Raw genomic sequence first — 23,626 nt, 5'->3', positions numbered from 1 at the left:
CTGCTATAGACAGCTGTTTTTTATGTTAATGACAGTCCCAATTATACAATACGTTTGAAAAGTCCTTATTCTTTAAATCATCAGGCCTTATAAAAAAATTGGCAATCCCGACATCTCCCCACATGGCATCAATGTCCTCATCAGAATCAATTTGCAATAGCAGAACGGTATGATCCGGAAAATCGTCTTCCCGCGGATCATCTTGCGTGAAGGCTGCGTAGCCCCCGATCTTATGGGAGAAGCCGCCGTACATTTCATGGTATTCTTCGAACACCGTTTCCTCTTGATCGCCGAATTGCTCAAAGAATGTCCAAGCATCTGTTCCCGCGTATCGCTCAAATTGAAAGTCAGACGCAGAGACAAGTTCAGACCCTATGTCAGGCGTGATTGAAGCTTCGCATCCAATCGGAAATGCCAGCTCGTCCTCAAGCTTCACAAACGAAAAGTCGTCGACAAGCTCGTCTTCATTTTGGGTGATATTCTCAAAATACTTGAAGCAAAAACTCGACTGTTCACACGGATCGTCAAAATTTAAACCGTAAACATCATCACTTACTGAAATGAAAAAAAGCAGAATCCCGGATTCCGGGAAATTCTCAAGGCGGGGCATGTCTGAAAAATTAATTTGCGCAAGCAGTTTCATCGGCTTGCCCTGCGAATCGACAGGATACTGTTCTGACTTTGGAAAATAAGGATCGCCGGCCAATTTGCTGTCATATCGGCCTGTTTTTCCTTTTGTCGTGTCAAGCTTCAAAAAATCCCGCGCTGATTGTTCGAATTGCCCGCGGTATCGGGCCATTTTTTCGGGTAATTGAAACGGCTTTTTCATTTTTGTCATTCTCCTTTTGATCAGGTGACTCTTCATTTCAAATACAATCAATAGTTAAATAGTAACAAAATCAACCATTACCAACAATGAATCAAAAGTCATAATCGCCGGGTCAGACCACATTAATAAAGGCTGCCGACATTGTCGGCAGCCCGCGGATCAATAACATCCGCTGCTTAACCGCACTCCTTCAATCGTTACGCTGCCGTGTACCGGCATCACGCCGATTTGAAAGGATGTACGAATTAAACCGGTTTGACTTGCTGTTCAATCAGCTGATTCAAGATGTGAGCGACGCCATTTTCATCATTAGTAAGCGTCACCTCATCAGCCATCTCTTTAATGTCTTCGCGCGCATTGCCCATGGCAAAGCTTTTCCCCGCGATCTTCAGCATCGAAAAATCATTGAGGCTGTCTCCAACGGCAGCTGTTTCCTGAAGGGAAATGCCGAGCTTGCGTGAAAGCTTTTCCAACGCCAGCCCTTTTGACGCCTGAAGATGCTCAATCTCAAAGTTATGCTCGGCTGAAGTGACAAGCGTAATATCTTGCGCATCTTTAAATCGCTGCCATCCCGTTTCCAGTTTTTCTTTATGAAAAGAAAAAGCTAATATGTTATATACATTGACATCTTTTCCCGCTAAAAACAGGTCGGTATAGGAGCTGATGTACGCATATCCGTTTTGGCTGAGCTGCTGTTCAGCCGCGAGTTCCAGCCTTGAAAGATCGGCCCCGGGATTTGCGCTTTTCAAGCGGTCCAGCTCAATGTCAAGCAGCTCGCGGCCGTTTTGCGGCGTGAAGATCGCTTCATCGCTGAATACCTCATAATAGTAATTCTTTTCTTCAAGCCATTGAAGAATTCCTTCCGCCCGTTTCCGGTCAAGCGGCACCGAGTGGTAAAGGCGGCCTTCAGGATCATGAATTACCGCTCCGTTGGCACTGATAATCCATGTTTTAATACCTGTCGGCTCAAAAATCGCTTGCACATCAAAGGATGCTCTCCCCGTGGCAACCACTACTTCAATCCCGTGTTCCCGCGCTTTTTTAATCGCATCGATGTTTTCTTTAGAGATCTTGCTTTCACTGTTTAACAACGTCCCGTCTAAATCGACTGCAATCATTTTCATCTGCTGTTTTCCCCCTTAAGTATCGTGATGTTCAGCCACGAGCAGCTCCACATCATGTTCATCAAGCAGTTTCTGAAACGGTTTCGGCGGCAGCCGGTCTGTAATGAGAAGATCGATATCACTGAGTTCAGCATACCGGTAAAAATCCGTTCTCCCGATTTTCGAATGGTCGGCAAGCGCTATCACTTGTTTCGCTTGGGAAATCATTTTCCGCTTCACCATTCCATCCTCCTCATGGGCGATTGTAAGCCCGTGTTCGGAAATCCCCACCACGCCGATCAGCGCTTTATCAACATGATAGCATGACAGCTTTTCAATGACGGAGGCGCCGTACAAAAAGCGGTGCTCTTTTTGAAGCTTCCCTCCAAGCAGGTGGATATCAGCACCTTTTCTTGAGGAAAGAACGTCTGCAAGGTTAATCGAATTGGTGATGATCGTGCAATTGACATCCGGCAAATGCTCGGCGCACGATTGGACTGTCGTGGAAGCATCCAAAATCATATGGTCGCCTTCTCTGATTAAAGAAGCGGCTGCTTTTCCGATCATGCTTTTTTCTTCGGAAACCATGCCCAGCCTGCCCGAATAGTCTTTGACCTCATCATGAACGGTAGGCAGAATCGCCCCGCCCCTTGTTCTGATAATAGCGCCTTGCTCCTGCAATTTGACCAGATCCCGCCTTGCCGTATCTCTTGAAACTCCGAATAAAGAACAAATTTGTTCAACGGAAATCCGTTTACGCTCTTTTAAATAGTCGATGATGGAAATTAACCTTTCCTCTTGATACACTCGATCATTCCTTCTTTACACAAGTAAAATTCATTATTTATAAGCGATTATAAGTTATTACACCGAATAAATCAAGAACATATAAGTAATTATAAGTAAAGATAAAGCCTGAGTCCGGTTTCCCGGCCCTCAGGCTCGCACGTTAAATTGAAAATGTTCCATATTGAGAGTGCCAAATTTCACGAAACGCATGGATATCACGGTCTGCAGCCGGATGATCAGCCAAATGGCTTAAAAGTTCAGGGCTGATTGTCGCCTCATGGCTCCCCGCTTCCATGACGGCAAGAATTTGACGGTTATGTTTAAAGCTTGCCGCAAGCACTTTGCAATTTAAACGGTATGTGTTAAATAAGCCGACAATCGTTTTGACAACGCCCGCCCCATTACCATACTCTTGATCTATGCGATTGACATACGGCGCGACAGAGGAGGCGCCGGCTTTTGCCGCCAGTACAGCCTGTGCAGCGGTATAAACCGTTGTCCCTGTGGTCTGGATGTTTTCAGCCGCAAGCTTTCTGATCGCGTAAAGTCCTTGAGCCGTCACCGGAATTTTCACCGACACGTTTCCATCCAGCCAGTTATAGAGCGCCTTCGCCTGATCGACCATATCCCGCCATTGGTCGGCGATCACCTGGGCATGGAGAGGCAGATGCTCGGGAAGGAGCCGCCGAATATCTTGAATCTGCTGTTTAAAGGGCTGCTTCTCCCTCGCGATCAGCGTCGGATTTGTTGTGACGCCGCCAGCGGGAAATGAATCCAGCAATCTTTCAATCTCCGGTATATGCGCTGAATCAATCAGCATGTTCATTATCGCGTCCCCCTCGTTTTTTAGTGCATGACCTGCCCTCCGGTTACATTGATCGATTGACCCGTCATATAAGATGCCTGGTCAGAAGCGTAAAATAGGATGGCATTGGCGATGTCATCATACGTACAGCCCCTTCCGAGCGGCACTTTGTCGGTGTACACACGCTCTACTTCGCTCTCCGGAATGCCGAGCTTTTTCGCGTATTGCGGGATCAAGCTTTGGAACATCGGCGATTTTAACAAATTCCCCGGCATAATGCTGTTCACGCGAATGTTGTGTTCGGCAAGATCAAGCGCGAGGCTTTGAGTGAGACCGACGCCTCCAAATTTGGAAGCTGAATAAGCTGTATTATGTTTGCTGCCGACTTTTCCCGATTTGGAGTTGATTTGAATGATTGACCCGCTTCCCTGCTCAATCATGACCTTCGACGTTTCCCTCGCGCAAAGAAAATACCCGGTTAAATTGACTTCGATTGTCCGTTCCCAGTCTTCAAGCTCAAAATCTGTGATCTTATTGCTTTTGGCGATTCCCGCACTATATACCATCACATCGATTTTATTGAATTCCTCCGTGACCCTGCCGATCATTTTTTCCACATCGGCTTCCTTTGTAAAATCCGCTTGAATCCACAGCGATTTGACCCCGTATTGACCGGCTGCATGTTCAGCCGTCCTTTCGGCGTTCTCGCCGTTGATGTCTGCGACCGCGATGTCATATCCCGCCTCTGCCATACGGTAGGACAGCGCTTCTCCGAGACTTTGGCCGCCGCCGCATATCAATGCCACTTTTCCTTTATTCATCTCCACATTGCACCCGCTCCTTATGAGAATCTTTTAACTTGAATACAGTCTCCTGCTGAAACCTCCGGCAGTTGTTCTTTTCGTTCAAGGTACAGCGTTCCCGGCAGCTCGGCTGAAGCCGATCCGTCAAATTTCAGCGTAATATGCCCGAGATTCGCCAGGTTCTGCCGAACGGCGCCGCCAACGGCTGTGATTTTGTAGGACTCACCGCCCAGTATGAGCTCATCGCCTTCATTGAAGTCGCCTTCTACAGGATTTATATCAATTGATAAACAATAATCTTTCAATTCATCCGGAGCACCTTCGCCAAATAAGATGAGCATCTTTTCATCTGAAAATGCCGTTGCTTGAGCTCCGATTTTGTTTATTTTTGTTTCATACAGCATGACCATCATTCTCCCTCCTTAAGAAAACCTCAGCTGTCATACATGCCAAAGCTGGCCAGCCAAGCAATGAAAACGGTTGGCGCCCCCGTCAGAAAACGCGAATACAGCACCGACGGCACCCCGACTTCAACCGTTTCGACTTCCGCTTCCGCAAGGCCCAGACCGACTGGAACAAAGTCGGCAGCCGCTTGCGAATTGATCGCAAATAACGCCGGCAACGCCAAATTCGGCGGAATGTTTCCTTTGCCGATCTCGACACCGATCAGCGAACCGACAACTTGTGCAATCACCGCCCCAGGTCCTAGGAACGGGGAAAGCAGCGGAAATGAACAAACAAGCGAGATTAATAGCAATCCGGGCAGTGACCCTGCAAATGGTGATAAATATTTGGCAAAAATGTCTCCGATGCCAGACTCTTTAATGATGCCGATCAACAGAGCCACAAAAGCCATGAACGGAAGAATTGTTTTGATAACGGTTTCAATTGCTTCCCGTCCCGCTTGATAAAACGTGCTGACAACCGATCCCATGGCCATCCCGATTGTCGCCATCATCCCTTTCGGCGACTGCTGTTCACTAATTTTTTTCTCTGTGCTATAATGGTTTTGTTTATTTTGCATTTGTTTTTCTTCTGGAATATTAGACTGTTCAGGCTCCTCCACAGCTCCCAGCAGTTTAATATTCTCTTTTTTTACTCCGGAAACATATATATCTTCTGTAATATGGGCGGCAAGCGGCCCGCTTTTTCCGGTCGCCATCACATTGATCGTCGGAATTCGCTTTTGCGGGTAAAGACCGCAGCGCAGCGTCCCTCCGCAGTCGATGATCACAGCGGCCATTTCGCTTTCGGGTACTGTCGTTTTAAAACCGTCGACCAGGGTGCACCCCGTCAGCTCAGCTAAATGATCCGCAAAATCGGGTTTATTTCCGCCGGTGACGTACACGATTTTATTTCTCTCTTCATCAGGCGTGATCACCAGAGGCCCGCCAAACCCTCCCGGCCCTTTTGAAACTTCAACCGAACGATAGGAACTCATCTGTAAACCGCCTTTCTTATTTAAGATCAATCGAATCTTTTAAGGCAATGCCCTGCTGTTTCGCGACATAAGCCGTTGTCATATCCGTTACCCAGCCCCTGAGAAAGTTTGTCACAATCCCGACCAGAAGATAGCGGAGAGCGAGCTCGGCCGTTTCATGCCCCAGCGTCGTAATTCCTGCGGCAATCCCGAGGAAAACAAACAGCTCGCCCGGATTCACGTGCGGGAAAAGTCCGTTATGCGTGTGACAGGAATAGGATGCAGCCGCATAATAGCTCGGTTTGTATTTTTCAGGCAAGAACCTGCCAAGCGACAGCGTCATTGGATTTGCAAGCATGAACGTACCAATGACAGGCAAAACCATGTATCTCGTTAATGGATTTTTTCCCGACTTTCTCGCGAGCGCTTCGACGCGCTTTTCTCCTATCAGGCGTATGAGGGCATTCATGGCGACAAGCAGCATAATCAATAAAGGAACGATGTCTGTAAGCATACTGACAAACACTTCTCCGCCATGCCTGAATAAGTCCATAAACTTTTCCGCAAGCCATGTTACGTTTTTCATAATTCACCTCTTTTTTTGATTTGAAAGCTCATCAGTTTTTGAAGCCGCGTTTTCTTCTGCGGGACATCACCCCCTTTCGTGATGATGTCGAATGTTTTCAAGGCATCTTCAATTGCGAGCCGTGTGAGGCGGTCGTGCCGGGCAAGCTCCGCTTGTCCGATCTTCAGCAAATACTTTCCTTCAAACCCTTTTAAAGGCCTGATTCTTGAAAAGACGGTGACACCTTGCATTTTTGACGCCTTCAAAATTTTATTGCGCTTGTCAATGACAAACAGGACGACAGTTCCGGCTCTGAATAAGCCGGTCTTCCTTCCGACCGCGACTCTTCCCATACGTCTGTATGCGGCGAATGTTCGGTTGAAGTGCCTGATTTGCAAAAAACCAAAAACGCTTTGGAGAAGCCATGCAGCTCCAAGGGCGATGATAAAGTAAATGATCATAATTGGTTTCTTACCTCCTCGGCAATTTCTCTGGCTGTTTCGGCAGTTGTCACCAAAATATTAATATAGCGGCCTTTTGCAGCCCCGATAATAGAAGGGACTTTTTCATGGGATTCGGCAAGACCGATGGAATACTCCAAATTCTTTAACCGGTTGATGTCTATCGCGATGGTTCTGTCATGAATCTCTGTTTCTACCAATGCACCCGAACGATCAAAGAAACGCGAGCATATATCTCCGACCGCCTGTTTTTCTTCAAGGCGCTCGATATCCTGATCGCCGTAAAATCCGGTCCAGATCATATTTGAAGAACTAAGCGGCGCTCCGATCCCGACGGCTGCCACGGTAAGGCCGTTCCACAGACTTTCTATTTTTTTGAAATAGTGGGACTTGACGATTTCCTCTTTCGTTTCTTTTTTTTCGGCAACGGCTGCCGCGTCTATAAAGTAGGGCGTGCCTCCAAAGTCACCGGCAATGCTGTAGACGATGCTGTTCACGTGATATTTCGTATCCATGGCGCCCGGACCGCCGACAAGCGGCACAAATGAAGCGCTCCGTTTTTTGACGCCGTGAAACTCCCCGATCATTCCCGCCATCGTCGTCCCCCATGCGAAGCCTACCGTATCTCCGTCTTTCACGACGCGTTTTAAGATTTCGGCACCGGCTTTGCCGACGAGTTTCTTCTTGTCTTCAGCTGTTTGTTCCGGTTTTGCGTCGCATATGTACACTTCTTTAAGCCCGAGCAGCTGTTCGAGCTCCCGTTCCAAATCATAGTGTGTCCCGATATGGTCATCGATCGTGATTTTAACGATTCCTTCCTCGCGCGCTTTTTTCAGCATGCGTCCGACGGTTGTTCTGTATATCCCTGTTGCGTTTGCAATCTGGCTCTGTGTCATATCCTCTTCGTAGTACATTTTGCAGACTTTGATCAGAAGGCGTTTATCATCCTTCATTTCCATAAGATCACCCTTTACCTTTGCACATTTGTGCAAACATTGATCATTTGTTGTTGTATTCGCTTACATTATACATACGGAATTTTTGGGCGTCAATTTAAATTTGTCTATTTTTTGTCTAAAATAAAAAAACCGGTCATTCAAAACCGGTCATACAGGGGGATAAAATAGGGGATATTGATTGATTCTTTTTAAAGAAAGGTGATTATAGAAGGAATTTTACGGTTTAAGCTTCCGCCGGCTCATGCGCTTTTCGGCTTTCTCCCAAAAACCTGACTGACCGTGCGACAACTTCTGTAATAAAGACGCGTTCGCCTTCTGAATTGACGTATTGGCGAGTCTGGATTCTTCCGCTCAGCCCGATGATGGAGCCTTTTTCGCAATATTCGGCTGTGTTCACGGCAGTTTTGCGCCACAGGGTGCAATTGACAAAGTCCGCTTCAATTTCGCCTGCTGCATTTTTGAAAGGCCTGCTGATAGCCAGCGTCACATTTGCAACAGGGACACCGTCAGATGTGTACCGAAGTTCGGGATCTTTAGTCAAACGCCCGACCAGCATGATCTCATTAAACATTTCGTCCCTCCCTTCCTGTTCGGGTATCCCCAGTTTATAAGAGATCGGTATTTAAGCAAAATCATCATAAAAGAAAAATAACCCGGAAAAAACCCGGGTTCACGTCATAATTTTTGTTTCTTTCTGCCATTAATTAAAAAAATCATCTCATTGTTATTTGAGAAATACGTATTTTTCAGAAACTGAAAAAAAACAGGAGATGCCAGCCACCGCTCTGAATATACGCGGACATATGAGCCCCCGTCCCAAGCATACAAACGGAATGACAACTCTTTCTGTTTAATCGTTACTTGAAATTCGTATATTTCCATTCTGTCTTTTGTTTCATAGCGAAACACGATGCCTTCATTGGCATACGTGCTGATTTCGTGCTTTTTGTTCCCGGCTGAAAAGCAAATCATAGGCATATATTGACGGCAGTCAGCAGCTGGATTGCTTGCGATCACAAATACTTCTTTTAAGTAAAAATGGTTCATAAGTCACCTCCTGCTCAATATCACCTAAAGTATAAATAAAAACAAAGCATTATAAAATACTTTTTGCAAAATTTAAAATACGAATATGCTCCTATTGCATAAACAAACCAGGGTCAAGAGTTCTTCCAAGCGAATGTGCTATAATGGTTATACAACTATGGAAGCTTGTGAGGTGATACTAGTGAAAACCTTTAGGCTTATTGATTTAAAAATTGTCCGCCAGGATGAAACTTCAAAGCGGCTCGAGGAGTTCCCGCTGATCGACGGCCTTATCATTAATAAAGAAGACGGAGAAAACCACTGGATGGTTGAGGGGCTGGTTTCGAAAGAATACCGGTATTTTTTCGAATACCTCCTTCAGGAAGGCAAAGAAGTGAAAACATATGTAACGATCACGAAAAAAAGCAACCGCCCCGCACAGCTGTTAGCGAAGGTCAAAAAGATCACGGTACTAGGCGAGCATGTTTCCGTCTTATTAGACGGCAAAATGGTCAGCTCAAAGCTGAGGAAAGGCTCCGACAAGATTTTGGAAGATTTAATGAAAGAAGGATATTCCGGAGACCGGCTTCTTGAAGCATTTAAACAAAATATATAGAAAAGGCTGTCTTCGCCGGACAGCCTTTTCGCTATAGCTCTAAGAGCGTTTCGTCTGCTCTTTTAACAAATCCCGTATTTCCTTAAGCAATTCTTCCTGCGGATCAGGAGCAGCTTTTTCTTCTTCGGCATCCTTCTTCTTCAGCTTAGAGATATAACGGATAAATAGAAAAATGGAAAACGAAATAATAAAGAAATTGACGATCGACTGAATGAACAGCCCGTATTTAATTTCGGCATCAACAAATGTGAACGACAGCGCTGAAAAATCCAGGCCTCCTAGCAGAAGACCGAGGAGCGGCATCATTAAATCATTGACAATCGAAGTCACGATTTTTCCAAAGGCGCCTCCTATGATGACCCCGATTGCAAGATCGATTACATTTCCCCGAATCGCAAAGCTTTTAAATTCTTTCCACATAAATGATCACCTTTTCACTTTTAAGATAAAAAAACAAAATGGGCTTTTACGAAAACCCATTCTGCTTACATTATTCCTGTTTTTCGCCAAGAGAAAACATCAATTCGGCTTCACAGACCACTTCTCCGTCCACTTTCGCGACTCCTTTTCCTTTGCCGATGGAACCGCGGAAACGAAGCACTTCAAGCTCAAGATGGAGCTGATCGCCTGGTTTGACCTGCTTTTTGAAGCGGCAGCTGTCAATTCCCGCAAAAAACGCCAGCCTTCCGCGGTTTTCTTCCTTCATCAAAAGCGCCACGGCACCCACTTGCGCAAGCGCTTCAACAATCAAAACGCCAGGCATCACCGGATAATCCGGAAAGTGTCCGTTAAAGAATTCTTCATTTACTGTCACATTTTTATAACCCGCTGCCCGTTTTCCTTCCTCTACTTCTGTCACACGGTCTACAAGCAGAAAGGGATAGCGGTGGGGAATAATTTCTTTAATTTGCTGAGCATCAAGCATCGCCTTGACATCTCCTTTTTCGAAAAATATGTATAGAATGATATGTCAGTGCCTTATTCTGTACATCTGGAAGTATATTATGAAACGGAATCTTTTTCAACAAAAGATGAGAGACAACGCTGAAAATGAAAAAACAAGAGCCTGAACCAAACGTTGTTTGGCTGGCTCTTGTTTTGCTGTGCTAGCGAACTGAATTGATCAGCCCCATCATTTGATCGCCCATCGTGATGGCGCGGGAATTCATTTGATAAGACCGCTGCGAAGAGATCAGGTCGGTCATTTCCTTCGATACATCGACATTTGATGATTCGAGGAATCCTTGTTTTAGAGAAATGTCCTGCCGCCCGGCTCCGTTCAGATTGATAAGAGCAGTTGCTCTCAATTCATCGCTGACAGAAAAAAGATTGCTTCCTTCCTCCGTTAGAGCCTGAGGTTTGACAGCCCGGACGATTCCCAGGTTAAAACGCAACGGCGCTTCACCCTGATTGTCTGAGGAAACGGTGACACTTCCCGAATCGTCGACTTTGATGTGTTTATAGCGCTGGTTGAAACTGATGGGGTTTCCGTTTTCGTCAAGAACGGCATGCCCTTCTTTCGTCACCAGCTGCATCTGGTTGGCGTTACCAGCCGCAGGCGTCAGGTAAAATGCTCCGTCTCTTGTATATTGCACTTCCCCGTCGACATTGACCTGGAAGTACTGATAAGGAGAAGTCAGTGCGATATCAAGATCGCGGCCCGTCTCCTTAAGGCTTCCCTGTTTATGTGTCAGCCGGTCGGTCATGACGGCTCCGACGCCGAGCCGAAGTCCGGGCGGCGTCTTTCTGCTTGCCGCTACTTCATTATTTTTCTCGTTTACCTGTTCAATCTGCTGCCTGATCAGTTCCGAAAAGCTCGTGTTTTTCGCCTTATATCCCGTTGTATCGGTATTTGCAAGATTATGGCTGATATTATCAATTTGTTTTTGCAGTTCAAACATTGTGTTTGAAGCCGTGATCATGGATCTAAGCATCGTTTTTCCACATCCTCCATTTACGCTGATCGCGATCGGTCATTTATCCGATCCTTCCAATCTCATTGGCCGCCTTTTCCATGCTTTTATCATAAGCCTGTAGAACTTTTTGGTTGGCTTCAAACGAGCGGTAGGCAGCGGTCATTTCCGTATAGGCTCTCGTCACGTCGACATTCGACCGTTCCGTCATCCCTTGCTTGACAGAATAAGTGACTTCGGGATTGCCGACTGCGCTTGGCAGCGCCTCACCGTTTTCAGTACGATACAGATCATCGCCTTCTCTTGCTAAATTTCTCGTATCGAGCGCGATCCTGACATCGATCCTTCCGAGATTTTGGCCGTTTTCAGTCACCGTTCCGTCCTCAGCGACTTGAAAATTCTCGCTTCCCACCGTAATCGGCCGGTTTTCCGTTGAAAGGACGAGTCGGCCGTTTATTGTCAATTGATTGTTTTCATTTAAAGAAAAACGGCTGCTTCTTGAATAGCGTACATCCCCATTTTCAAGCCGGACCGCGTAGAAAAGCGCTGCTTTATCGTTTGTTTCCCCGTTGACCGGAACTTCGGTTTCGCTGATTGCAATATCTGTCGGCTCATTCGTGCTTTGCAGATCGCCTTGCGAGAATTGAGGCTTCAGTTCCTGCATGTATACCCCTGTATTGATAGAACCGATCGGCGTCTGTGTTGAAAACGAACGCGAAGCGCTGCCGGCCTTGACAGAATCGGATTCAATCCGGCTCAAAAGCATTTCCGGAAAAGAACGGATTGACCCTTGGTCTTCTTTATATCCCGGCGTATTTGCGTTCGCGATATTATTCGTCAGCATCTCTGTGCGGCGCTGCTGGGTGATCATTGCTGTAGTCGCTGTATAAAGTCCTTTTAACATCATTTCACCTCAAATAAGTGTCATGCTCCAGAGTTTCTCTCGAAAAAACCTCTTTTGCGAAAGGCTTGCAATTTATATTTGCTAATACAGAACATTTGTTCTATAATGGTATTCAAACATACTACTCTTTTTATCGGCAGCCATTCGGTTCCTTTAAAGCATTTCACATAAAAAACCTCATTCTAAAAAAGAATGAGGCTTCTGATCAGCTCAGTTTGCGCTTAGGAAGCTTGTCCATGTTATCAAGCATGACACCCGTACCGACTGCCACACAATCCATCGGATTTTCGGCAACGAGAACCGGCACTTTCAGCTCTTCTGCAAGAAGCTGGTCAAGACCGTTTAACAATGCGCCGCCTCCTGTAATGATAACGCCTCTGTCGATAATGTCGGCTGACAGCTCAGGCGGGGTTCTTTCGAGCACCTGCTTGGCAGCCTGTACAATGACAGATACAGATTCGCGCAGCGCTTCTTCCACCTCTTTGCTCGTTACCGTAATGGTTCTCGGCAATCCTGTGACCATGTCGCGGCCGCGGATGGAAATTTCCTCGTGACGTGCGTCTGGGAAAACAGTTGCGACTTTAATCTTAATGTCTTCGGCTGTCCGTTCGCCTATGAGCAGCTTGTACTCGCGTTTAATGTAATTCAAGATTTCAAGATCAAACTTGTCCCCAGCCATTTTAATAGAAGAGGCGGTGACAATATCGCCCATTGAGATGACTGCGATATCTGTCGTTCCACCGCCGATATCAACTACCATGTTTCCGCTTGGCTGGAAAATATCCATTCCCGCTCCGATTGCGGCCACCTTAGGTTCTTCCTCCAAATAGACATGCTTTCCGCCGCTTTTTTCGGCAGCTTCTCTGATAGCCTTCTGCTCCACAGAAGTAATATTTGTAGGGCAGCAAATCAGCATGCGCGGCTTTGAGAAAAGACCTTTTACATTCAGCTTGTTAATGAAATGCTTCAGCATGGCTTCCGTTACTTCAAAATCGGCAATGACGCCGTCTTTTAATGGACGTATCGCAACAATATTCCCAGGTGTACGTCCTACCATTCTCCTTGCTTCTTCACCGACAGCGAGCACTTTCCCATTGTTTTTGTCAAGAGCAACAACTGATGGTTCATTTAAGACAATACCTTTTCCTTTGACATGGATCAGCACATTCGCTGTACCAAGGTCAATACCAATATCCCTTGCAAACATCTATCTATATCCTCCTCGAAATCTGTTTCACAGCAATGTCCACATTCTGCCCTAATTATATATTTTATCATAAATATTAGAAAAAAAAGAGAGCTTATTAAAGTTCTTCATAAAATTTTTGTGGCTTTTTACGGAGGATACCGGGAAATTCTGATAAACGCTGTTCGTTTCTGAGCCATTATTCCTTATTGCACGGGTTCTCTTTCAAAGATTTCCTCTTTCTTGTATTTTAGTTTTGTCGCTTCTCCGCCCCGCAAATGTCTGATTGATTTATGATAATCAAGAATTTCTTTTACTTCATTGGCCAGGTCAGGATTAATTTCAGGCAGCCTTTCTGTCAAATCTTTGTGAACGGTACTTTTGGAAACACCAAACTCCTTCGCTATCACACGAACCGTTTTTTTCGTCTCCACGATGTACTTCCCTATCTTGATTGTTCGCTCTTTGATGTAATCGTGCACACCACTCGACCTCCCTAAAATGGATGTGAGAAGTGTGAAATGAGATCCGTCTTGTGAAAAAATTCGCTATTTGCGCAGCTTCTTCGTTTTATGCTTTTCCAAGTAGAATTTTGAAATACTCCCACGATCCCTCACCTCAAACACTCTCTTTGTTAGGTTTGTATCAGTGTATTAGCATTTAAATGGGATTATGCTAAAAACTCAAGGAGGACAAGGGCCTTCTCTGATAATTTTATTTCGGGCTTCAAAAATTTTAACTTTACACTAATCTTGACTTCCGATAAAATGAATAAAGTTTATTATTTACCTAGGTAACTATTTTGAAGGAGTCCGGGAATGGAACATATCAATCGAAAGATTATTCACCAGCTCAATCAAAGCACGCGGATGGTTGCGAAAAAAACGAATGAACAGCTCGAAGCGTACGGCCTTTACGGTTCACAGTGGTCGATCCTATACTGTCTTCACACTTACGGACCGATGACGCAAAAAGACATATGGACTTACTTGCACGTCGAGGCGCCGACCGTGACGAGAACCGTCCGCCGCCTCGAAAAAAACGGCTGGGTTGAACGGATACAGGGCGATGACAAACGGGAAAAAGTCGTCAAAATGACAGAAGAAGCCAAAATTAAATATGATGACATTCAATTAAAAATGAAAGAATTTGAAGAGGAAATGCTTTCCGTATTTGAAGAACGGGATAAAAAAACATTTCAAAGGCTGTTAAATCAATTATTAGAAGGACATCAGGAGGAGTTGTAGCCTATGAAACAAGCTGAAGCCATTTGGACCAGAGATTTTATCATGGTCGTTTTAATTAATTTATTTATATTCGTCTATTTTTACGCACTGTTGACCGTGCTTCCGGTCTATGCAATGCAGGAGCTCGGCGGCTCCGAGTCAGAGGGCGGCCTTTTGATCAGCGGCTTCATGCTGTCCGCGATTTTTGCAAGGCCGTTTTCGGGAGCGGTTATTGAGCGCTTTGGTAAAAAAAGAATGGCGCTCATCAGCGTCGTGCTGTTTACTTTGGCATCATTTCTTTATATCTTCATTCATGATATCTACTTGCTGCTCGGCATTCGCTTTTTCCAAGGCATTTGGTTCAGCATCATCACGACGGTGACGAGTGCAATTGCAGCCGATTTAATTCCGCCGGCCCGCCGCGGGGAAGGTTTGGGCTACTTTGCCATGTCGATGAATTTGGCGGTTGTCATCGGTCCGTTTATCGCGTTGAACCTGCTGGATAAAATGAGTTTTTCCGATCTGTTTATTTTATTTTCAGGAATCGTCACTGTGGCCATCCTCTGCACGGCACTGGTCCGGATTCCTAAAGGAAACGACATCCGTTCGGCTGTGTTCAGGTTGTCTTTTTCCAACATGTTTGAAAAGGGCGCGATTCGGATTGCCACGGTCGGATTGTTCGTGTCGTTTTGTTATTCAAGCGTCATTTCCTTCATCTCTGTTTATGCCAAATCTCTCGGCCTTATTGAAGCAAGCAGTTATTTCTTTATGGTGTTCGCGGTGACAATGATGATCACGCGGCCGTTTACGGGAAAACTGTATGATAAAGTCGGCCCTGGAGTCGTCATTTATCCGTCCATTATCATTTTTTGCGCCGGGCTTTTCCTGCTTGCTTTTACAAACAGCAGCGGGATGCTTTTACTATCCGGAGCTGTCATCGGCATCGGCTACGGATCTATCACACCGTGCCTTCAGACCTTGGCGATTCAGGCTTCGCCGCCTCACCGGAGCGGTTATGCAACAGCGACTTATTTTACGCTGTTTGATACCGGGATCGCAGTTGGATCCTATGTTTTCGGGTTGGTTGTGGCACAAGCCGGTTTTTCAAACATCTATTTATTCTCAGGCGTTTTTGTGCTCATCAATCTGTTTCTGTATACGTGGAGCCAAAAACCTGCACTCGCAAAGGAGAAGCGGGATATATCGATGGCTGAATAAGCCGTTCAACCTCGCCGGGCCGGGATTGCCCGGCTTTTTTCATGCAGGCTGATACAGGCCGATCTGTCATTTAATGAAACTTTTGCAAAATCAAATACGTCTCCTAACTGTCTGACCAAAAACTACTACTCTATTAAAAAGGTGATTTCTTGAACTATTGGCTTTTTACACGCATTCATCAATTATCAAACCACAACCACATCCTGGACAGCGCTATGATTTTGATTACAGAAAAAGCAATTTACATGTATGCGCTCATTTTGCTTTTGATCTGGATCTTCGGAAACCGTTCTTATAAAATAAGCGTTCTTCAGGCCGGTGTGACGGGTATTCTCGGATTGGCGGCAAACTATTTGCTGTCATTGGTTTACTATGAGCCGAGGCCGTTTGTCGCTCACCATGTGGACGTATTGATTCATCATGCTGCCGACGCTTCATTTCCCAGCGATCATACAACCGGGGCGTTAGCCATTTCGATCGCTTTTTGGCTTTATCATCGAAAAATTGGAACCTGCCTGATTGCTTTCGGGTTATTGACGGGCTTTTCCCGTATTTGGGTCGGACACCACTACCCTGTTGACGTTTTAGGCAGCATTTTGGTCGCTTTATTGGTATCACTCGTTATGTTTAGATTCTCAACGTATGTGCAGCCGCTTTTTGAACGGATCATCTCACTCTACGAATCGATCTTGCGGAAATTGCGGAAAGCCGTATCCAAAACGGCATAAGAAAACACCCGAATCTCATGATTCGGGTGTTTTTCATTTCCTTAACCTTTTAAAGCTTCGGTTAACGGCGGAACAATTTGTTTTTTGCGGGATACAACGCCTTTCAGTGTCGCTGTGTTGTCTGACAATGTGACATTGAACGCTTTTTCCACTGCTTGTGCAGCTTGTCCTGAAGCGACGACAACCGAGTCGTTTGTTAAAATGTCGGTTACGACAAACACAAATAGATCCAATCCTTTTTCAGACACCACTTTTGCAAGTTCTGCGTCAACTTCCTCTTTGCGGGAGAGAACGTCGTTTGTATCGACAGTGTTAACCTGCGCGATCTCCACTTTATGGCTTCCCATCGTAAACTCTTTTGCGTCAAGAGAGAGAAGCTGAGGAATCGTTTTTGCGCTCAAATCAGCTCCGGCTTTCAGCATGTCGAGTCCATAGCTGTCAGCATCAACGCCGGCAATCTCAGCCAATTCTTTTGCAGCTTTGACATCTTCGTCCGTGCAAGTCGGAGATTTGAATAAGAGGGAGTCTGAGATGATCGCCGACAGCATCAATCCTGCGATATCTTTTTTAATTTCGACGCCGTTTTCTTTATAGAGCTTGTTTAAGATTGTTGCCGTGCAGCCTACAGGCTCTGCGCGATAATACAGAGGGTCGCTCGTTTCAAAATTGGCGATCCTGTGGTGATCGATGACTTCAAGCACGCGAACTTGATCCAGGTCATCGACGCTCTGCTGGCGCTCATTATGGTCAACCAGAATCACGCTGTCAGTTTCATTCGCAACAGTGTTCACAAGGCGGGGTACTTCTGCATTGAATTTCTCAAGCGCGAATTCGGTTTCGCCGTTGATTTCGCCGAGGCGGACGGGTTCTGCGTCTATGCCGAGCTCCTTTTTTAATTCGGCATATGCAATCGCTGAACAAATCGTATCCGTATCCGGATTTTTGTGGCCAAAAATAAGTACTTTACTCATGATATAACTCCTTACTGTTGTTTTTATAGTAAGCTTACCTAACAATAAAAAAATCTGCAAATCTGTCACTTATTTTAATATGTACGGAGTGTTTTGTCATTTTAAAAAATAAAAAAAGAGCCGTTCGGCTCTATTCTCCATAATCAGGTGTATTGTGGCTTCGTTTTGGAGCGGGCTTCAAGACCGGTTTTTCTCCATATGCGACAGGGCCGCTCTCGTAGTGGAATGCCGCTCCGTCCGGCGCCTTCTCTTTCAGCCAATCAAACTGCGCGCTTTCTTCTCCATCCGAGAAATTGTATAAAGTATGCGCAATGTCTTCTTTTTCATTTTCATCCGGAACCGTGCCAGGCACGATGACGCCTTCTTTTTCTTCCAACTCTTTGATTGCGGCGATCCATTGGTTTTGGTGCATCGTGTCTCTTGCCAAAAGAAAGCCGAGCATATCTTGTACACCATTGTCATCCGTCATTTCGCGCAGCCGCGCGACTTGCAGTCTGCCTTGCGATTCAGCGTTGACATTTGCGCGCAGATCGGCCAGAAGATTGCCGCTCGCTACAATATAGCCTGCATTCCACGGAACGCCGGTGCTGTTTTCGGGCATGGCTCCCAGTCCGGAAACGATCGCATGGTGAGGGTTCATTCCGCCCATAATGGCGCCGATGACAGGATCGTCTGCGGCTTTTTCTTGCTCGTAAACCGGAGCGTCTTCAAGCAGGCGTGCGATCATCGTCGCGATCATTTCGACGTGTCCGATTTCTTCTGCCGCCGTGTCCATGAGCAAATCTTTATACTTTTCATTTCCCCTTGTATTCCACCCTTGAAAAAGGTATTGCATGGCCACAGATATTTCTCCGTACTGACCGCCGAGTATTTCCTGCATTTTCTTTGCGAAGACAGGATCGGGTCTTTCAGGTTTCGCAGGGTACTGAAGCACTTTCGTATGCTTGAACAAACCACATCACTCCTCCGTTTTTTATATCCTCGTTTTTGAATTAACCGAAAAGGGAAATGATAAAACCGTACAACAGGCTTGGGATGTGTTGCAAACGGGTCAACATTCGAATCAAAGGAGTGCTGTTTTATGATAAAAAATACTTCACACCGCCCTTTTCCGCCGCCTGAAGGACCGTGGATGATGACGCAAACATGGAATCATGTATTATTTGCTCATTGGGCTGTTGATCCTGAAGCCATTCGCGGACGAATACCGGCGGCCTTGGAACTGGAGACATTCAACGGAAAAGCGTGGATCGGCATCTTGCCTTTTCTGCTGACAAATATGCGTCCCCGTTTTTTGCTGCCCTTTCCTTTCATCAGCAACTTTCCCGAGCTGAACGTCCGGACATATGTATCATATAAAGGAGTACCGAGCATTTATTTTTTCAGTCTTGACGCTGCTTCGCGCTTAGTCGTCGCCGGCGCGCGTACAATGTTCCACTTGCCTTATTTTCACGCCGGGATGCGCTTTGCACAACATGAAGATCGCTTTCAGCTGACGAGTGCGAGAAAACGTTCACAAGCAGCGTTTTATGCAGAATATCAACCGGTATCGGAGCCATTCTCAGCTGATAAAGGAACGCTTGAATACTGGCTTGCTGAAAGGTACCGTTTATACACCATGCATAAAAACGAGCTCTATTATGAAGATATCCACCATTCAGAGTGGCAGCTGCAGCATGCTGAAGCTGATATTTTTCCGGGTTCGCTCACCGGCGCAAACAATCTTACACTCCCACACACAGCACCCCTTCTTCATTATGCAAAAAAGCAGCACGTCTTATTTTGGCCGCTGAAAAAGTGGGAAAGTGAAGAAACATAAAAAAGGAAGAGCTGAAAACGCTCTTCCTTCACCCTGTTTAAGCCGGTTTTGAAATTTCGCTTAATGCTTCTCCCGCTTTCTCATCCGCATGTGAGACGGAGAGATCCCCCAAAGCTACGATTCCGACGAGACGGCCATCTTCAACTATCGGCAGCCTGCGAATTTGGTGTTCCGCCATCAGATCTCCTGCCTCTTCAGCCGACATATCCGGGCGTCCGGTCACCATCCGTGTGCTCATGATATCCCGAGCAGCTGCGTCCGTTTCATTTTCGGCTACACATCTGATGACGATATCCCGGTCCGAAACGATTCCCGTCAAATTGCCGTTCTCGCAGACTGGAATTGAACCTACATTGTAATCACGCATCTTTCCGGCAATTTCAGCAATCGGAGCAGAAGGCTCACAGCATTCGGCATTGGTTGTCATGATGTCCTTTAGTTTCATTCGGAATTCCTCCTTTACTGGGGTTATTATGTGCTTTTCCGATATACCCCGGGCTTAAACCTATTTAAAAGAGTCCTTTCCTTTTCATATATCGTTTTTTATCCTTCAATAAATCGCCGGTCCAGCCTTTCTTTTTCAAATACCAATACACAAGGATGGTAGAAACGGCGATTAAAATCAGCGAAAATAAATAGCCGTACTTTAATGAGAGTTCAGGCATGACTTCGAAGTTCATTCCCCACAGGGCGCCGAAAGCCGTCATCGGCGTAAAGATCGTCGTGAAAATCGTCAGCGCTTTAAAGATTTCATTGCCTCTGTGGGATGTCACCACTTCCTCGGAATGGAGCAAATAATTGATTTCATTCGCATACTCTTTGATCAATGACATGCCCCTGTCGATTTCGTGAAACGTCCTGCGCTGTTCGATTTCATCAAACGATTTGCTTAAAAAAGTTTCTTTCAAGCCCATTGCTACCTTTTTCATCGATAAAATTAAACTTCTTATGACGAGCAGTTCGTGACGCCGCTTATGAATCAGTTCAATGATGCTTTTATTGTTGTCATGGTGAAACCCCCATCTTACTTTTCCAAGGTGAACTTCAAAGTGCTCAAGTTCCTTTAAATACATTCTCATCAGTTCGCCCAGCAGGACCAGAAACACTTCTGGGGCATCTTTGCATCGCTTCAAGTGTTGATCGATCGGCCTCCTGTTTGCCTCCTCAAATTGCGAGATATCTAAATTCATTGTGAAAAAATAGTTTTTCGTTAAGTAAAAATGAAATGCTGTCCGGTTTTGTTGAACTTCCGCTTCCTGGTCATAAATATATGAACCGTAGATCGCTTCCTTGCCTTGAACGGCAGCATTGATATCAATGCAATTGATATTGGCCGAAGGAACGCCTTGAAACCAGTTTCGGCATTCCGGCCAATGATCGGGCTGGATCAGCCCTTGTGCTGTCGCTTTTTCGTGAGGTCCGAGCTGATACCATGTCCAGCCCTCTCCCTGAAAAACTCTCATATGTCGTCTCCTCCTCTTCCGGCCCATTCGTTTTATATTTCTTTGCCCGCCCTCCGCGTAAATAAACATCATGTTTGCCGCGCTGCGGCACGTGGTATGAAGCCAGTATGAGTTTTTCATAGAAAAGGAGGTGGCGCCTTCTTTTTGAGAAGGCGGGGCATTGGAATTATTGAAGCTGATGGCAGTGGCAGGATTAATCGCATTAACGGGCTTTTTCGTCGCGGTCGAATTCGCCATCGTCAAAGTAAGGCGGACAAAGATCGACCAATTGATCATTCAGAAAAAAAAGGGCGCACTTGCCGCAAAAGAAGTGACCTCACACCTTGATGAATACTTGTCAGCCTGCCAGCTTGGAATCACCGTAACAGCATTGGGCCTCGGCTGGCTTGGTGAACCGACGATGCAGAGCTTGCTGCATCCCCTTTTCTCAAAAATCGGCTTGAACGAGTCGGTGACACATATTCTTTCATTTTTGGCCGCTTTTTTATCGGTCACTTATCTCAATGTTGTGATCGGAGAGCTGGCGCCAAAAACGATCGCCATTCAAAAAGCGGAAACTGTTACTCTGCTTTTTGCACAGCCGATGATCTGGTTTTACAGAATCATGTTTCCTTTTATATGGCTGCTCAATCATTCAGCCCGCATGATCACAAGTCTGTTCGGCCTGAAGCCGACTGGTGAACACGAATTGGCATATTCGGAGGAAGAGCTGCGAACGCTTTTATCTGAAAGCTATCAAAGCGGGGAAATCAACCAAAATGAATTGAGATATGTAAACAACATTTTTAAATTCGACGAACGTACGGCAAAAGAAATTATGGTGCCCCGCAATGAAATGACCGTCCTGTCTCTTGATGACAGTGTAAAAAAAGTGAAGCAGCTCATCAAAGAAACAAAGCACACCCGCTTCCCCGTCATGGAGGAAGATAAGGATCACATCACCGGAATGATCAATATAAAAGAACTGCTGCTGGCTGAGCTTGCAGGCGGGTTTTCTTTAGAAACAAAACCGTTAAAGCCATATATCCATCCGGTTATCCATGTGATTGAAACAATTCCCGTCTACCAGCTGTTCGTCAAAATGCAAAAAGAGCATACACATATGGCGATTCTAGTAGATGAGTATGGCGGAACATCCGGCCTTGTGACGGTTGAGGATATCGTCGAGGAAATCGTCGGCGAGATTCGCGATGAATTCGATAGTGAAGAAGTATCTGCTGTTCAGAAACTGGAAGATGACCATTACATCCTTAGCGGTAAAGTACTGGTCAGCGATGTAAACGACCTGCTCGGAATTCATTTATCAGATGAGGAGATTGATACAATCGGCGGCTGGATGCTGACGCAGAATATTGAGAGCAAGCCCGGAACGGCGATCGAAAGTGAAGGCTACCGTTTCAAAGTAAAAGATATGGACGGACATCGAATCGTTGCAGTTGAGGTTGAAAAAACCGCTTAATCCCCCTTTCAGCCTCTCCCTGTCCACTTTTCTTCCCGAAAACCATGTAAGGAAATCTGACATGTTCATCATGATATCTCCCTTTTGTCACTATAATGAAAGAAAAAGAGATCTGCTCTCAATCTAAATGACTACGGAGGAATGAAACATGCAGATGGGGGATACAGTATTTATGTTCTTTTGCGCTTTGCTCGTGTGGCTGATGACGCCGGGCATCGCTTTATTTTACGGAGGACTTGTCAGGAGCAAAAATGTGCTCAGCACCGTTATGCACAGTTTATCTTCAATTGCCATCGTTTCTATCATATGGATTTTGTTCGGCTATTCGCTCGCTTTCGCTCCCGGAAACCCATTGATCGGGGGTTTGGATTGGATCGGACTGCAAGGTGTCGGCTTTGAACCCAATGCCGATTATTCGGAGACGATCCCGCATACGCTTTATATGATGTTCCAATTGACATTTGCCGTACTGACGACTGCGATTATTTCCGGAAGCTTTGCGGAGCGCATGCGCTTTCCGGCCTTTATTCTTTTCTCAGTGCTCTGGGCGGTTTTTGTTTACTCGCCGGTCGCCCACTGGGTATGGGGCGGAGGCTGGCTTGACGAGCTGGGAGCGATTGATTTTGCCGGCGGCAACGTCGTCCACATCTCTTCCGGTGTAGCCGGCCTTGTCGTTGCGATTGTTCTCGGCAAACGGAAAAATATCAGCGACACAGCCCCACACAACCTCCTTCTGACCTTGCTCGGGGCGACTTTGATCTGGTTCGGATGGTTCGGGTTCAACGTCGGAAGCGCGCTGACGATCGATGAAGTCGCCATGACCGCTTTAATCAACACGAATACGGCTGCGGCCGCGGGGCTGATCGGCTGGATTTTGGCAGAATGGCTGATCAATAAAAAGCCGACGATGCTCGGCGCCGTCTCGGGAGCGATTGCGGGACTTGTCGCGATTACGCCGGGCGCAGGCTTTGTTACACCTTTCTCATCTGTATGGATCGGGCTCATCGGTGGAATCGTCTGTTTCTGGGGTGTGTTTTCGCTGAAGAAAAAATTCGGCTACGATGATGCGCTCGATGCCTTCGGTCTTCACGGGCTCGGCGGAACATGGGGCGGAATCGCGACGGGCTTGTTCGCGACGACATCAGTCAACGCAGACGGAGCAAACGGGCTTTTTTACGGAGATATCAGTCTCCTTTGGAAACAGCTGATTGCGATTGCCGCAACATATTTGTTTGTCGCAATCGTCACATACGCTATTATTAAGATAGTCAGTATCTTCTTTAAACTCCGTGCCTCAGAGGATGAAGAATCATTGGGCCTCGATCTGACGCTGCACGGCGAAAAAGCGTATCAAGATTAATTT

Annotated in this window: 29 protein-coding genes; 7 read left to right on the top strand and 22 right to left on the bottom strand. The window is 46.0% G+C overall.

Annotated elements, in window-relative coordinates; all coding sequences use genetic code 11:
• Positions 1 to 25: 25 nt before the first annotated feature.
• From MST20_RS09745 to MST20_RS09690, 12 genes are all read right to left on the bottom strand, one after another.
• A complete protein-coding gene (locus MST20_RS09745) occupies positions 26 to 829 on the bottom strand; it encodes a YwqG family protein (RefSeq protein ID WP_243941834.1) in 804 nt (267 codons plus the stop codon).
• A gap of 245 nt (positions 830 to 1,074) precedes the next feature.
• The gene (locus MST20_RS09740; RefSeq protein ID WP_243941832.1) at positions 1,075 to 1,953 is read right to left on the bottom strand and encodes a Cof-type HAD-IIB family hydrolase; all 879 of its coding nucleotides are present in this window, start codon (positions 1,951 to 1,953) and stop codon (positions 1,075 to 1,077) included.
• A gap of 15 nt (positions 1,954 to 1,968) precedes the next feature.
• Complete coding sequence (locus MST20_RS09735; RefSeq protein WP_065644232.1) at positions 1,969 to 2,739, bottom strand: DeoR/GlpR family DNA-binding transcription regulator; 771 nt, start codon at positions 2,737 to 2,739, stop codon at positions 1,969 to 1,971.
• 142 nt (positions 2,740 to 2,881) lie between these two features.
• On the bottom strand, positions 2,882 to 3,547 hold the full coding sequence (locus MST20_RS09730; RefSeq protein WP_243941830.1) for a transaldolase family protein: 666 nt from the start codon (positions 3,545 to 3,547) through the stop codon (positions 2,882 to 2,884).
• A gap of 20 nt (positions 3,548 to 3,567) precedes the next feature.
• A complete protein-coding gene (gene srlD / locus MST20_RS09725; RefSeq protein ID WP_243942549.1) occupies positions 3,568 to 4,347 on the bottom strand; it encodes a sorbitol-6-phosphate dehydrogenase in 780 nt (259 codons plus the stop codon).
• A gap of 20 nt (positions 4,348 to 4,367) precedes the next feature.
• Positions 4,368 to 4,739, bottom strand: a complete 372-nt coding sequence (locus MST20_RS09720) for a PTS glucitol/sorbitol transporter subunit IIA (RefSeq protein ID WP_243941828.1) — start codon at positions 4,737 to 4,739, stop codon at positions 4,368 to 4,370.
• A gap of 23 nt (positions 4,740 to 4,762) precedes the next feature.
• Positions 4,763 to 5,770 carry a PTS glucitol/sorbitol transporter subunit IIB gene (gene srlE, locus MST20_RS09715; RefSeq protein ID WP_165428273.1) on the bottom strand — a complete coding sequence of 336 codons (1,008 nt, stop codon included), beginning with the start codon at positions 5,768 to 5,770 and terminating at the stop codon, positions 4,763 to 4,765.
• Between the two features lie 16 nt (positions 5,771 to 5,786).
• Positions 5,787 to 6,335: a PTS glucitol/sorbitol transporter subunit IIC gene (srlA, locus tag MST20_RS09710; RefSeq protein ID WP_279599991.1), complete on the bottom strand. Its 549-nt coding sequence runs from the start codon at positions 6,333 to 6,335 to the stop codon at positions 5,787 to 5,789.
• Entirely contained in the window at positions 6,332 to 6,775 is a 444-nt protein-coding gene (locus MST20_RS09705) for a transcriptional regulator GutM (RefSeq protein WP_065644226.1), read from the bottom strand. Before MST20_RS09705 ends, srlA begins: the two co-directional genes overlap by 4 nt.
• Positions 6,772 to 7,734: a sugar-binding transcriptional regulator gene (locus MST20_RS09700; RefSeq protein ID WP_243941826.1), complete on the bottom strand. Its 963-nt coding sequence runs from the start codon at positions 7,732 to 7,734 to the stop codon at positions 6,772 to 6,774. Before MST20_RS09700 ends, MST20_RS09705 begins: the two co-directional genes overlap by 4 nt.
• Before the next feature lie 223 nt (positions 7,735 to 7,957).
• Entirely contained in the window at positions 7,958 to 8,305 is a 348-nt protein-coding gene (gene ssb, locus MST20_RS09695) for a single-stranded DNA-binding protein (RefSeq protein WP_243941824.1), read from the bottom strand.
• 104 nt (positions 8,306 to 8,409) lie between these two features.
• Positions 8,410 to 8,781 (bottom strand): hypothetical protein, encoded by a 372-nt coding sequence (locus MST20_RS09690; RefSeq protein ID WP_020453205.1) that lies wholly within the window; start codon positions 8,779 to 8,781, stop codon positions 8,410 to 8,412.
• 181 nt (positions 8,782 to 8,962) lie between these two features.
• Here MST20_RS09690 and MST20_RS09685 point away from each other — a divergent pair, with 181 nt between their 5' ends.
• Entirely contained in the window at positions 8,963 to 9,376 is a 414-nt protein-coding gene (locus MST20_RS09685; protein WP_020453206.1) for a YwpF-like family protein, read from the top strand.
• A 39-nt stretch (positions 9,377 to 9,415) separates the two neighbouring features.
• Here MST20_RS09685 and mscL read toward each other — a convergent pair whose 3' ends face one another.
• The 6 genes from mscL to spoIIID all read right to left on the bottom strand — a co-directional run bounded on the left by mscL (position 9,416) and on the right by spoIIID (position 13,861).
• Positions 9,416 to 9,796, bottom strand: coding sequence for a large conductance mechanosensitive channel protein MscL (mscL, locus tag MST20_RS09680; protein WP_243941822.1), 381 nt, complete (start codon positions 9,794 to 9,796; stop codon positions 9,416 to 9,418).
• Positions 9,797 to 9,866: 70 nt separating this feature from the next.
• Positions 9,867 to 10,301 carry a 3-hydroxyacyl-ACP dehydratase FabZ gene (fabZ, locus tag MST20_RS09675; protein ID WP_003185902.1) on the bottom strand — a complete coding sequence of 145 codons (435 nt, stop codon included), beginning with the start codon at positions 10,299 to 10,301 and terminating at the stop codon, positions 9,867 to 9,869.
• A gap of 181 nt (positions 10,302 to 10,482) precedes the next feature.
• Positions 10,483 to 11,310: a flagellar hook-basal body protein gene (locus tag MST20_RS09670; RefSeq protein WP_243941820.1), complete on the bottom strand. Its 828-nt coding sequence runs from the start codon at positions 11,308 to 11,310 to the stop codon at positions 10,483 to 10,485.
• A 43-nt stretch (positions 11,311 to 11,353) separates the two neighbouring features.
• Complete coding sequence (locus MST20_RS09665) at positions 11,354 to 12,193, bottom strand: flagellar hook-basal body protein (RefSeq protein WP_243941818.1); 840 nt, start codon at positions 12,191 to 12,193, stop codon at positions 11,354 to 11,356.
• 205 nt (positions 12,194 to 12,398) lie between these two features.
• Positions 12,399 to 13,400 (bottom strand): cell shape-determining protein Mbl, encoded by a 1,002-nt coding sequence (gene mbl, locus MST20_RS09660; protein WP_003185909.1) that lies wholly within the window; start codon positions 13,398 to 13,400, stop codon positions 12,399 to 12,401.
• Between the two features lie 185 nt (positions 13,401 to 13,585).
• Positions 13,586 to 13,861 (bottom strand): sporulation transcriptional regulator SpoIIID, encoded by a 276-nt coding sequence (gene spoIIID, locus MST20_RS09655; RefSeq protein WP_003185911.1) that lies wholly within the window; start codon positions 13,859 to 13,861, stop codon positions 13,586 to 13,588.
• A 336-nt stretch (positions 13,862 to 14,197) separates the two neighbouring features.
• Here spoIIID and MST20_RS09650 point away from each other — a divergent pair, with 336 nt between their 5' ends.
• From MST20_RS09650 to MST20_RS09640, 3 genes are all read left to right on the top strand, one after another.
• Positions 14,198 to 14,626 (top strand): MarR family winged helix-turn-helix transcriptional regulator, encoded by a 429-nt coding sequence (locus MST20_RS09650; protein ID WP_243941815.1) that lies wholly within the window; start codon positions 14,198 to 14,200, stop codon positions 14,624 to 14,626.
• A gap of 3 nt (positions 14,627 to 14,629) precedes the next feature.
• Positions 14,630 to 15,823 (top strand): MFS transporter, encoded by a 1,194-nt coding sequence (locus MST20_RS09645; RefSeq protein WP_243941813.1) that lies wholly within the window; start codon positions 14,630 to 14,632, stop codon positions 15,821 to 15,823.
• Between the two features lie 149 nt (positions 15,824 to 15,972).
• Positions 15,973 to 16,551, top strand: coding sequence for an undecaprenyl-diphosphatase (locus MST20_RS09640; RefSeq protein WP_243941810.1), 579 nt, complete (start codon positions 15,973 to 15,975; stop codon positions 16,549 to 16,551).
• A 41-nt stretch (positions 16,552 to 16,592) separates the two neighbouring features.
• Here MST20_RS09640 and MST20_RS09635 read toward each other — a convergent pair whose 3' ends face one another.
• Complete coding sequence (locus tag MST20_RS09635) at positions 16,593 to 17,522, bottom strand: manganese-dependent inorganic pyrophosphatase (protein ID WP_243941808.1); 930 nt, start codon at positions 17,520 to 17,522, stop codon at positions 16,593 to 16,595.
• 130 nt (positions 17,523 to 17,652) lie between these two features.
• Positions 17,653 to 18,474: a manganese catalase gene (locus MST20_RS09630; RefSeq protein WP_243941806.1), complete on the bottom strand. Its 822-nt coding sequence runs from the start codon at positions 18,472 to 18,474 to the stop codon at positions 17,653 to 17,655.
• 129 nt (positions 18,475 to 18,603) lie between these two features.
• Here MST20_RS09630 and MST20_RS09625 point away from each other — a divergent pair, with 129 nt between their 5' ends.
• Complete coding sequence (locus MST20_RS09625; protein WP_243941804.1) at positions 18,604 to 19,341, top strand: YqjF family protein; 738 nt, start codon at positions 18,604 to 18,606, stop codon at positions 19,339 to 19,341.
• A 37-nt stretch (positions 19,342 to 19,378) separates the two neighbouring features.
• Here MST20_RS09625 and MST20_RS09620 read toward each other — a convergent pair whose 3' ends face one another.
• Together MST20_RS09620 and MST20_RS09615 are read right to left on the bottom strand one after the other, a co-directional pair.
• Positions 19,379 to 19,786 (bottom strand): CBS domain-containing protein, encoded by a 408-nt coding sequence (locus MST20_RS09620; protein ID WP_243941803.1) that lies wholly within the window; start codon positions 19,784 to 19,786, stop codon positions 19,379 to 19,381.
• 64 nt (positions 19,787 to 19,850) lie between these two features.
• Positions 19,851 to 20,804: a magnesium transporter CorA family protein gene (locus tag MST20_RS09615; RefSeq protein WP_243941801.1), complete on the bottom strand. Its 954-nt coding sequence runs from the start codon at positions 20,802 to 20,804 to the stop codon at positions 19,851 to 19,853.
• Positions 20,805 to 20,964: 160 nt separating this feature from the next.
• Here MST20_RS09615 and MST20_RS09610 point away from each other — a divergent pair, with 160 nt between their 5' ends.
• Together MST20_RS09610 and MST20_RS09605 are read left to right on the top strand one after the other, a co-directional pair.
• The gene (locus MST20_RS09610) at positions 20,965 to 22,263 is read left to right on the top strand and encodes a hemolysin family protein (RefSeq protein ID WP_243941799.1); all 1,299 of its coding nucleotides are present in this window, start codon (positions 20,965 to 20,967) and stop codon (positions 22,261 to 22,263) included.
• Between the two features lie 148 nt (positions 22,264 to 22,411).
• Entirely contained in the window at positions 22,412 to 23,623 is a 1,212-nt protein-coding gene (locus tag MST20_RS09605) for an ammonium transporter (RefSeq protein WP_243941798.1), read from the top strand.
• Positions 23,624 to 23,626 lie beyond the last annotated feature (3 nt).

The sequence above is a fragment of the Bacillus sp. B19-2 genome (assembly GCF_022832475.1).
Classification (GTDB): Bacteria; Bacillota; Bacilli; order Bacillales; family Bacillaceae; genus Bacillus; species Bacillus paralicheniformis.
The sequence above is the reverse complement of the archived record's forward strand: the minus strand, read 5'-3'. Positions and strand labels throughout refer to the sequence as shown.

Bases quoted from the DNA above. Each gene is read 5' to 3' on its own strand.
- MST20_RS09705 (WP_065644226.1), bottom strand. From the start codon at position 6,775: ATGATCATTTACTTTATCATCGCCCTTGGAGCTGCATGGCTTCTCCAA.
- MST20_RS09605 (WP_243941798.1), top strand. From the start codon at position 22,412: ATGCAGATGGGGGATACAGTATTTATGTTCTTTTGCGCTTTGCTCGTG.
- srlA (WP_279599991.1), bottom strand. From the start codon at position 6,335: ATGAAAAACGTAACATGGCTTGCGGAAAAGTTTATGGACTTATTCAGG.
- MST20_RS09745 (WP_243941834.1), bottom strand. From the start codon at position 829: ATGAAAAAGCCGTTTCAATTACCCGAAAAAATGGCCCGATACCGCGGG.
- MST20_RS09730 (WP_243941830.1), bottom strand. From the start codon at position 3,547: ATGAACATGCTGATTGATTCAGCGCATATACCGGAGATTGAAAGATTG.
- MST20_RS09635 (WP_243941808.1), bottom strand. From the start codon at position 17,522: ATGAGTAAAGTACTTATTTTTGGCCACAAAAATCCGGATACGGATACG.
- mscL (WP_243941822.1), bottom strand. From the start codon at position 9,796: ATGTGGAAAGAATTTAAAAGCTTTGCGATTCGGGGAAATGTAATCGAT.
- MST20_RS09615 (WP_243941801.1), bottom strand. From the start codon at position 20,804: ATGAGAGTTTTTCAGGGAGAGGGCTGGACATGGTATCAGCTCGGACCT.
- srlD (WP_243942549.1), bottom strand. From the start codon at position 4,347: ATGAATAAAGGAAAAGTGGCATTGATATGCGGCGGCGGCCAAAGTCTC.
- MST20_RS09720 (WP_243941828.1), bottom strand. From the start codon at position 4,739: ATGGTCATGCTGTATGAAACAAAAATAAACAAAATCGGAGCTCAAGCA.
- MST20_RS09690 (WP_020453205.1), bottom strand. From the start codon at position 8,781: ATGAACCATTTTTACTTAAAAGAAGTATTTGTGATCGCAAGCAATCCA.
- mbl (WP_003185909.1), bottom strand. From the start codon at position 13,400: ATGTTTGCAAGGGATATTGGTATTGACCTTGGTACAGCGAATGTGCTG.
- ssb (WP_243941824.1), bottom strand. From the start codon at position 8,305: ATGTTTAATGAGATCATGCTGGTCGGGCGTTTGACTAAAGATCCCGAA.
- MST20_RS09645 (WP_243941813.1), top strand. From the start codon at position 14,630: ATGAAACAAGCTGAAGCCATTTGGACCAGAGATTTTATCATGGTCGTT.
- fabZ (WP_003185902.1), bottom strand. From the start codon at position 10,301: ATGCTTGATGCTCAGCAAATTAAAGAAATTATTCCCCACCGCTATCCC.
- MST20_RS09670 (WP_243941820.1), bottom strand. From the start codon at position 11,310: ATGCTTAGATCCATGATCACGGCTTCAAACACAATGTTTGAACTGCAA.
- MST20_RS09620 (WP_243941803.1), bottom strand. From the start codon at position 19,786: ATGAAACTAAAGGACATCATGACAACCAATGCCGAATGCTGTGAGCCT.
- MST20_RS09665 (WP_243941818.1), bottom strand. From the start codon at position 12,193: ATGTTAAAAGGACTTTATACAGCGACTACAGCAATGATCACCCAGCAG.
- MST20_RS09700 (WP_243941826.1), bottom strand. From the start codon at position 7,734: ATGGAAATGAAGGATGATAAACGCCTTCTGATCAAAGTCTGCAAAATG.
- MST20_RS09650 (WP_243941815.1), top strand. From the start codon at position 14,198: ATGGAACATATCAATCGAAAGATTATTCACCAGCTCAATCAAAGCACG.
- MST20_RS09625 (WP_243941804.1), top strand. From the start codon at position 18,604: ATGATAAAAAATACTTCACACCGCCCTTTTCCGCCGCCTGAAGGACCG.
- srlE (WP_165428273.1), bottom strand. From the start codon at position 5,770: ATGAGTTCCTATCGTTCGGTTGAAGTTTCAAAAGGGCCGGGAGGGTTT.
- MST20_RS09740 (WP_243941832.1), bottom strand. From the start codon at position 1,953: ATGAAAATGATTGCAGTCGATTTAGACGGGACGTTGTTAAACAGTGAA.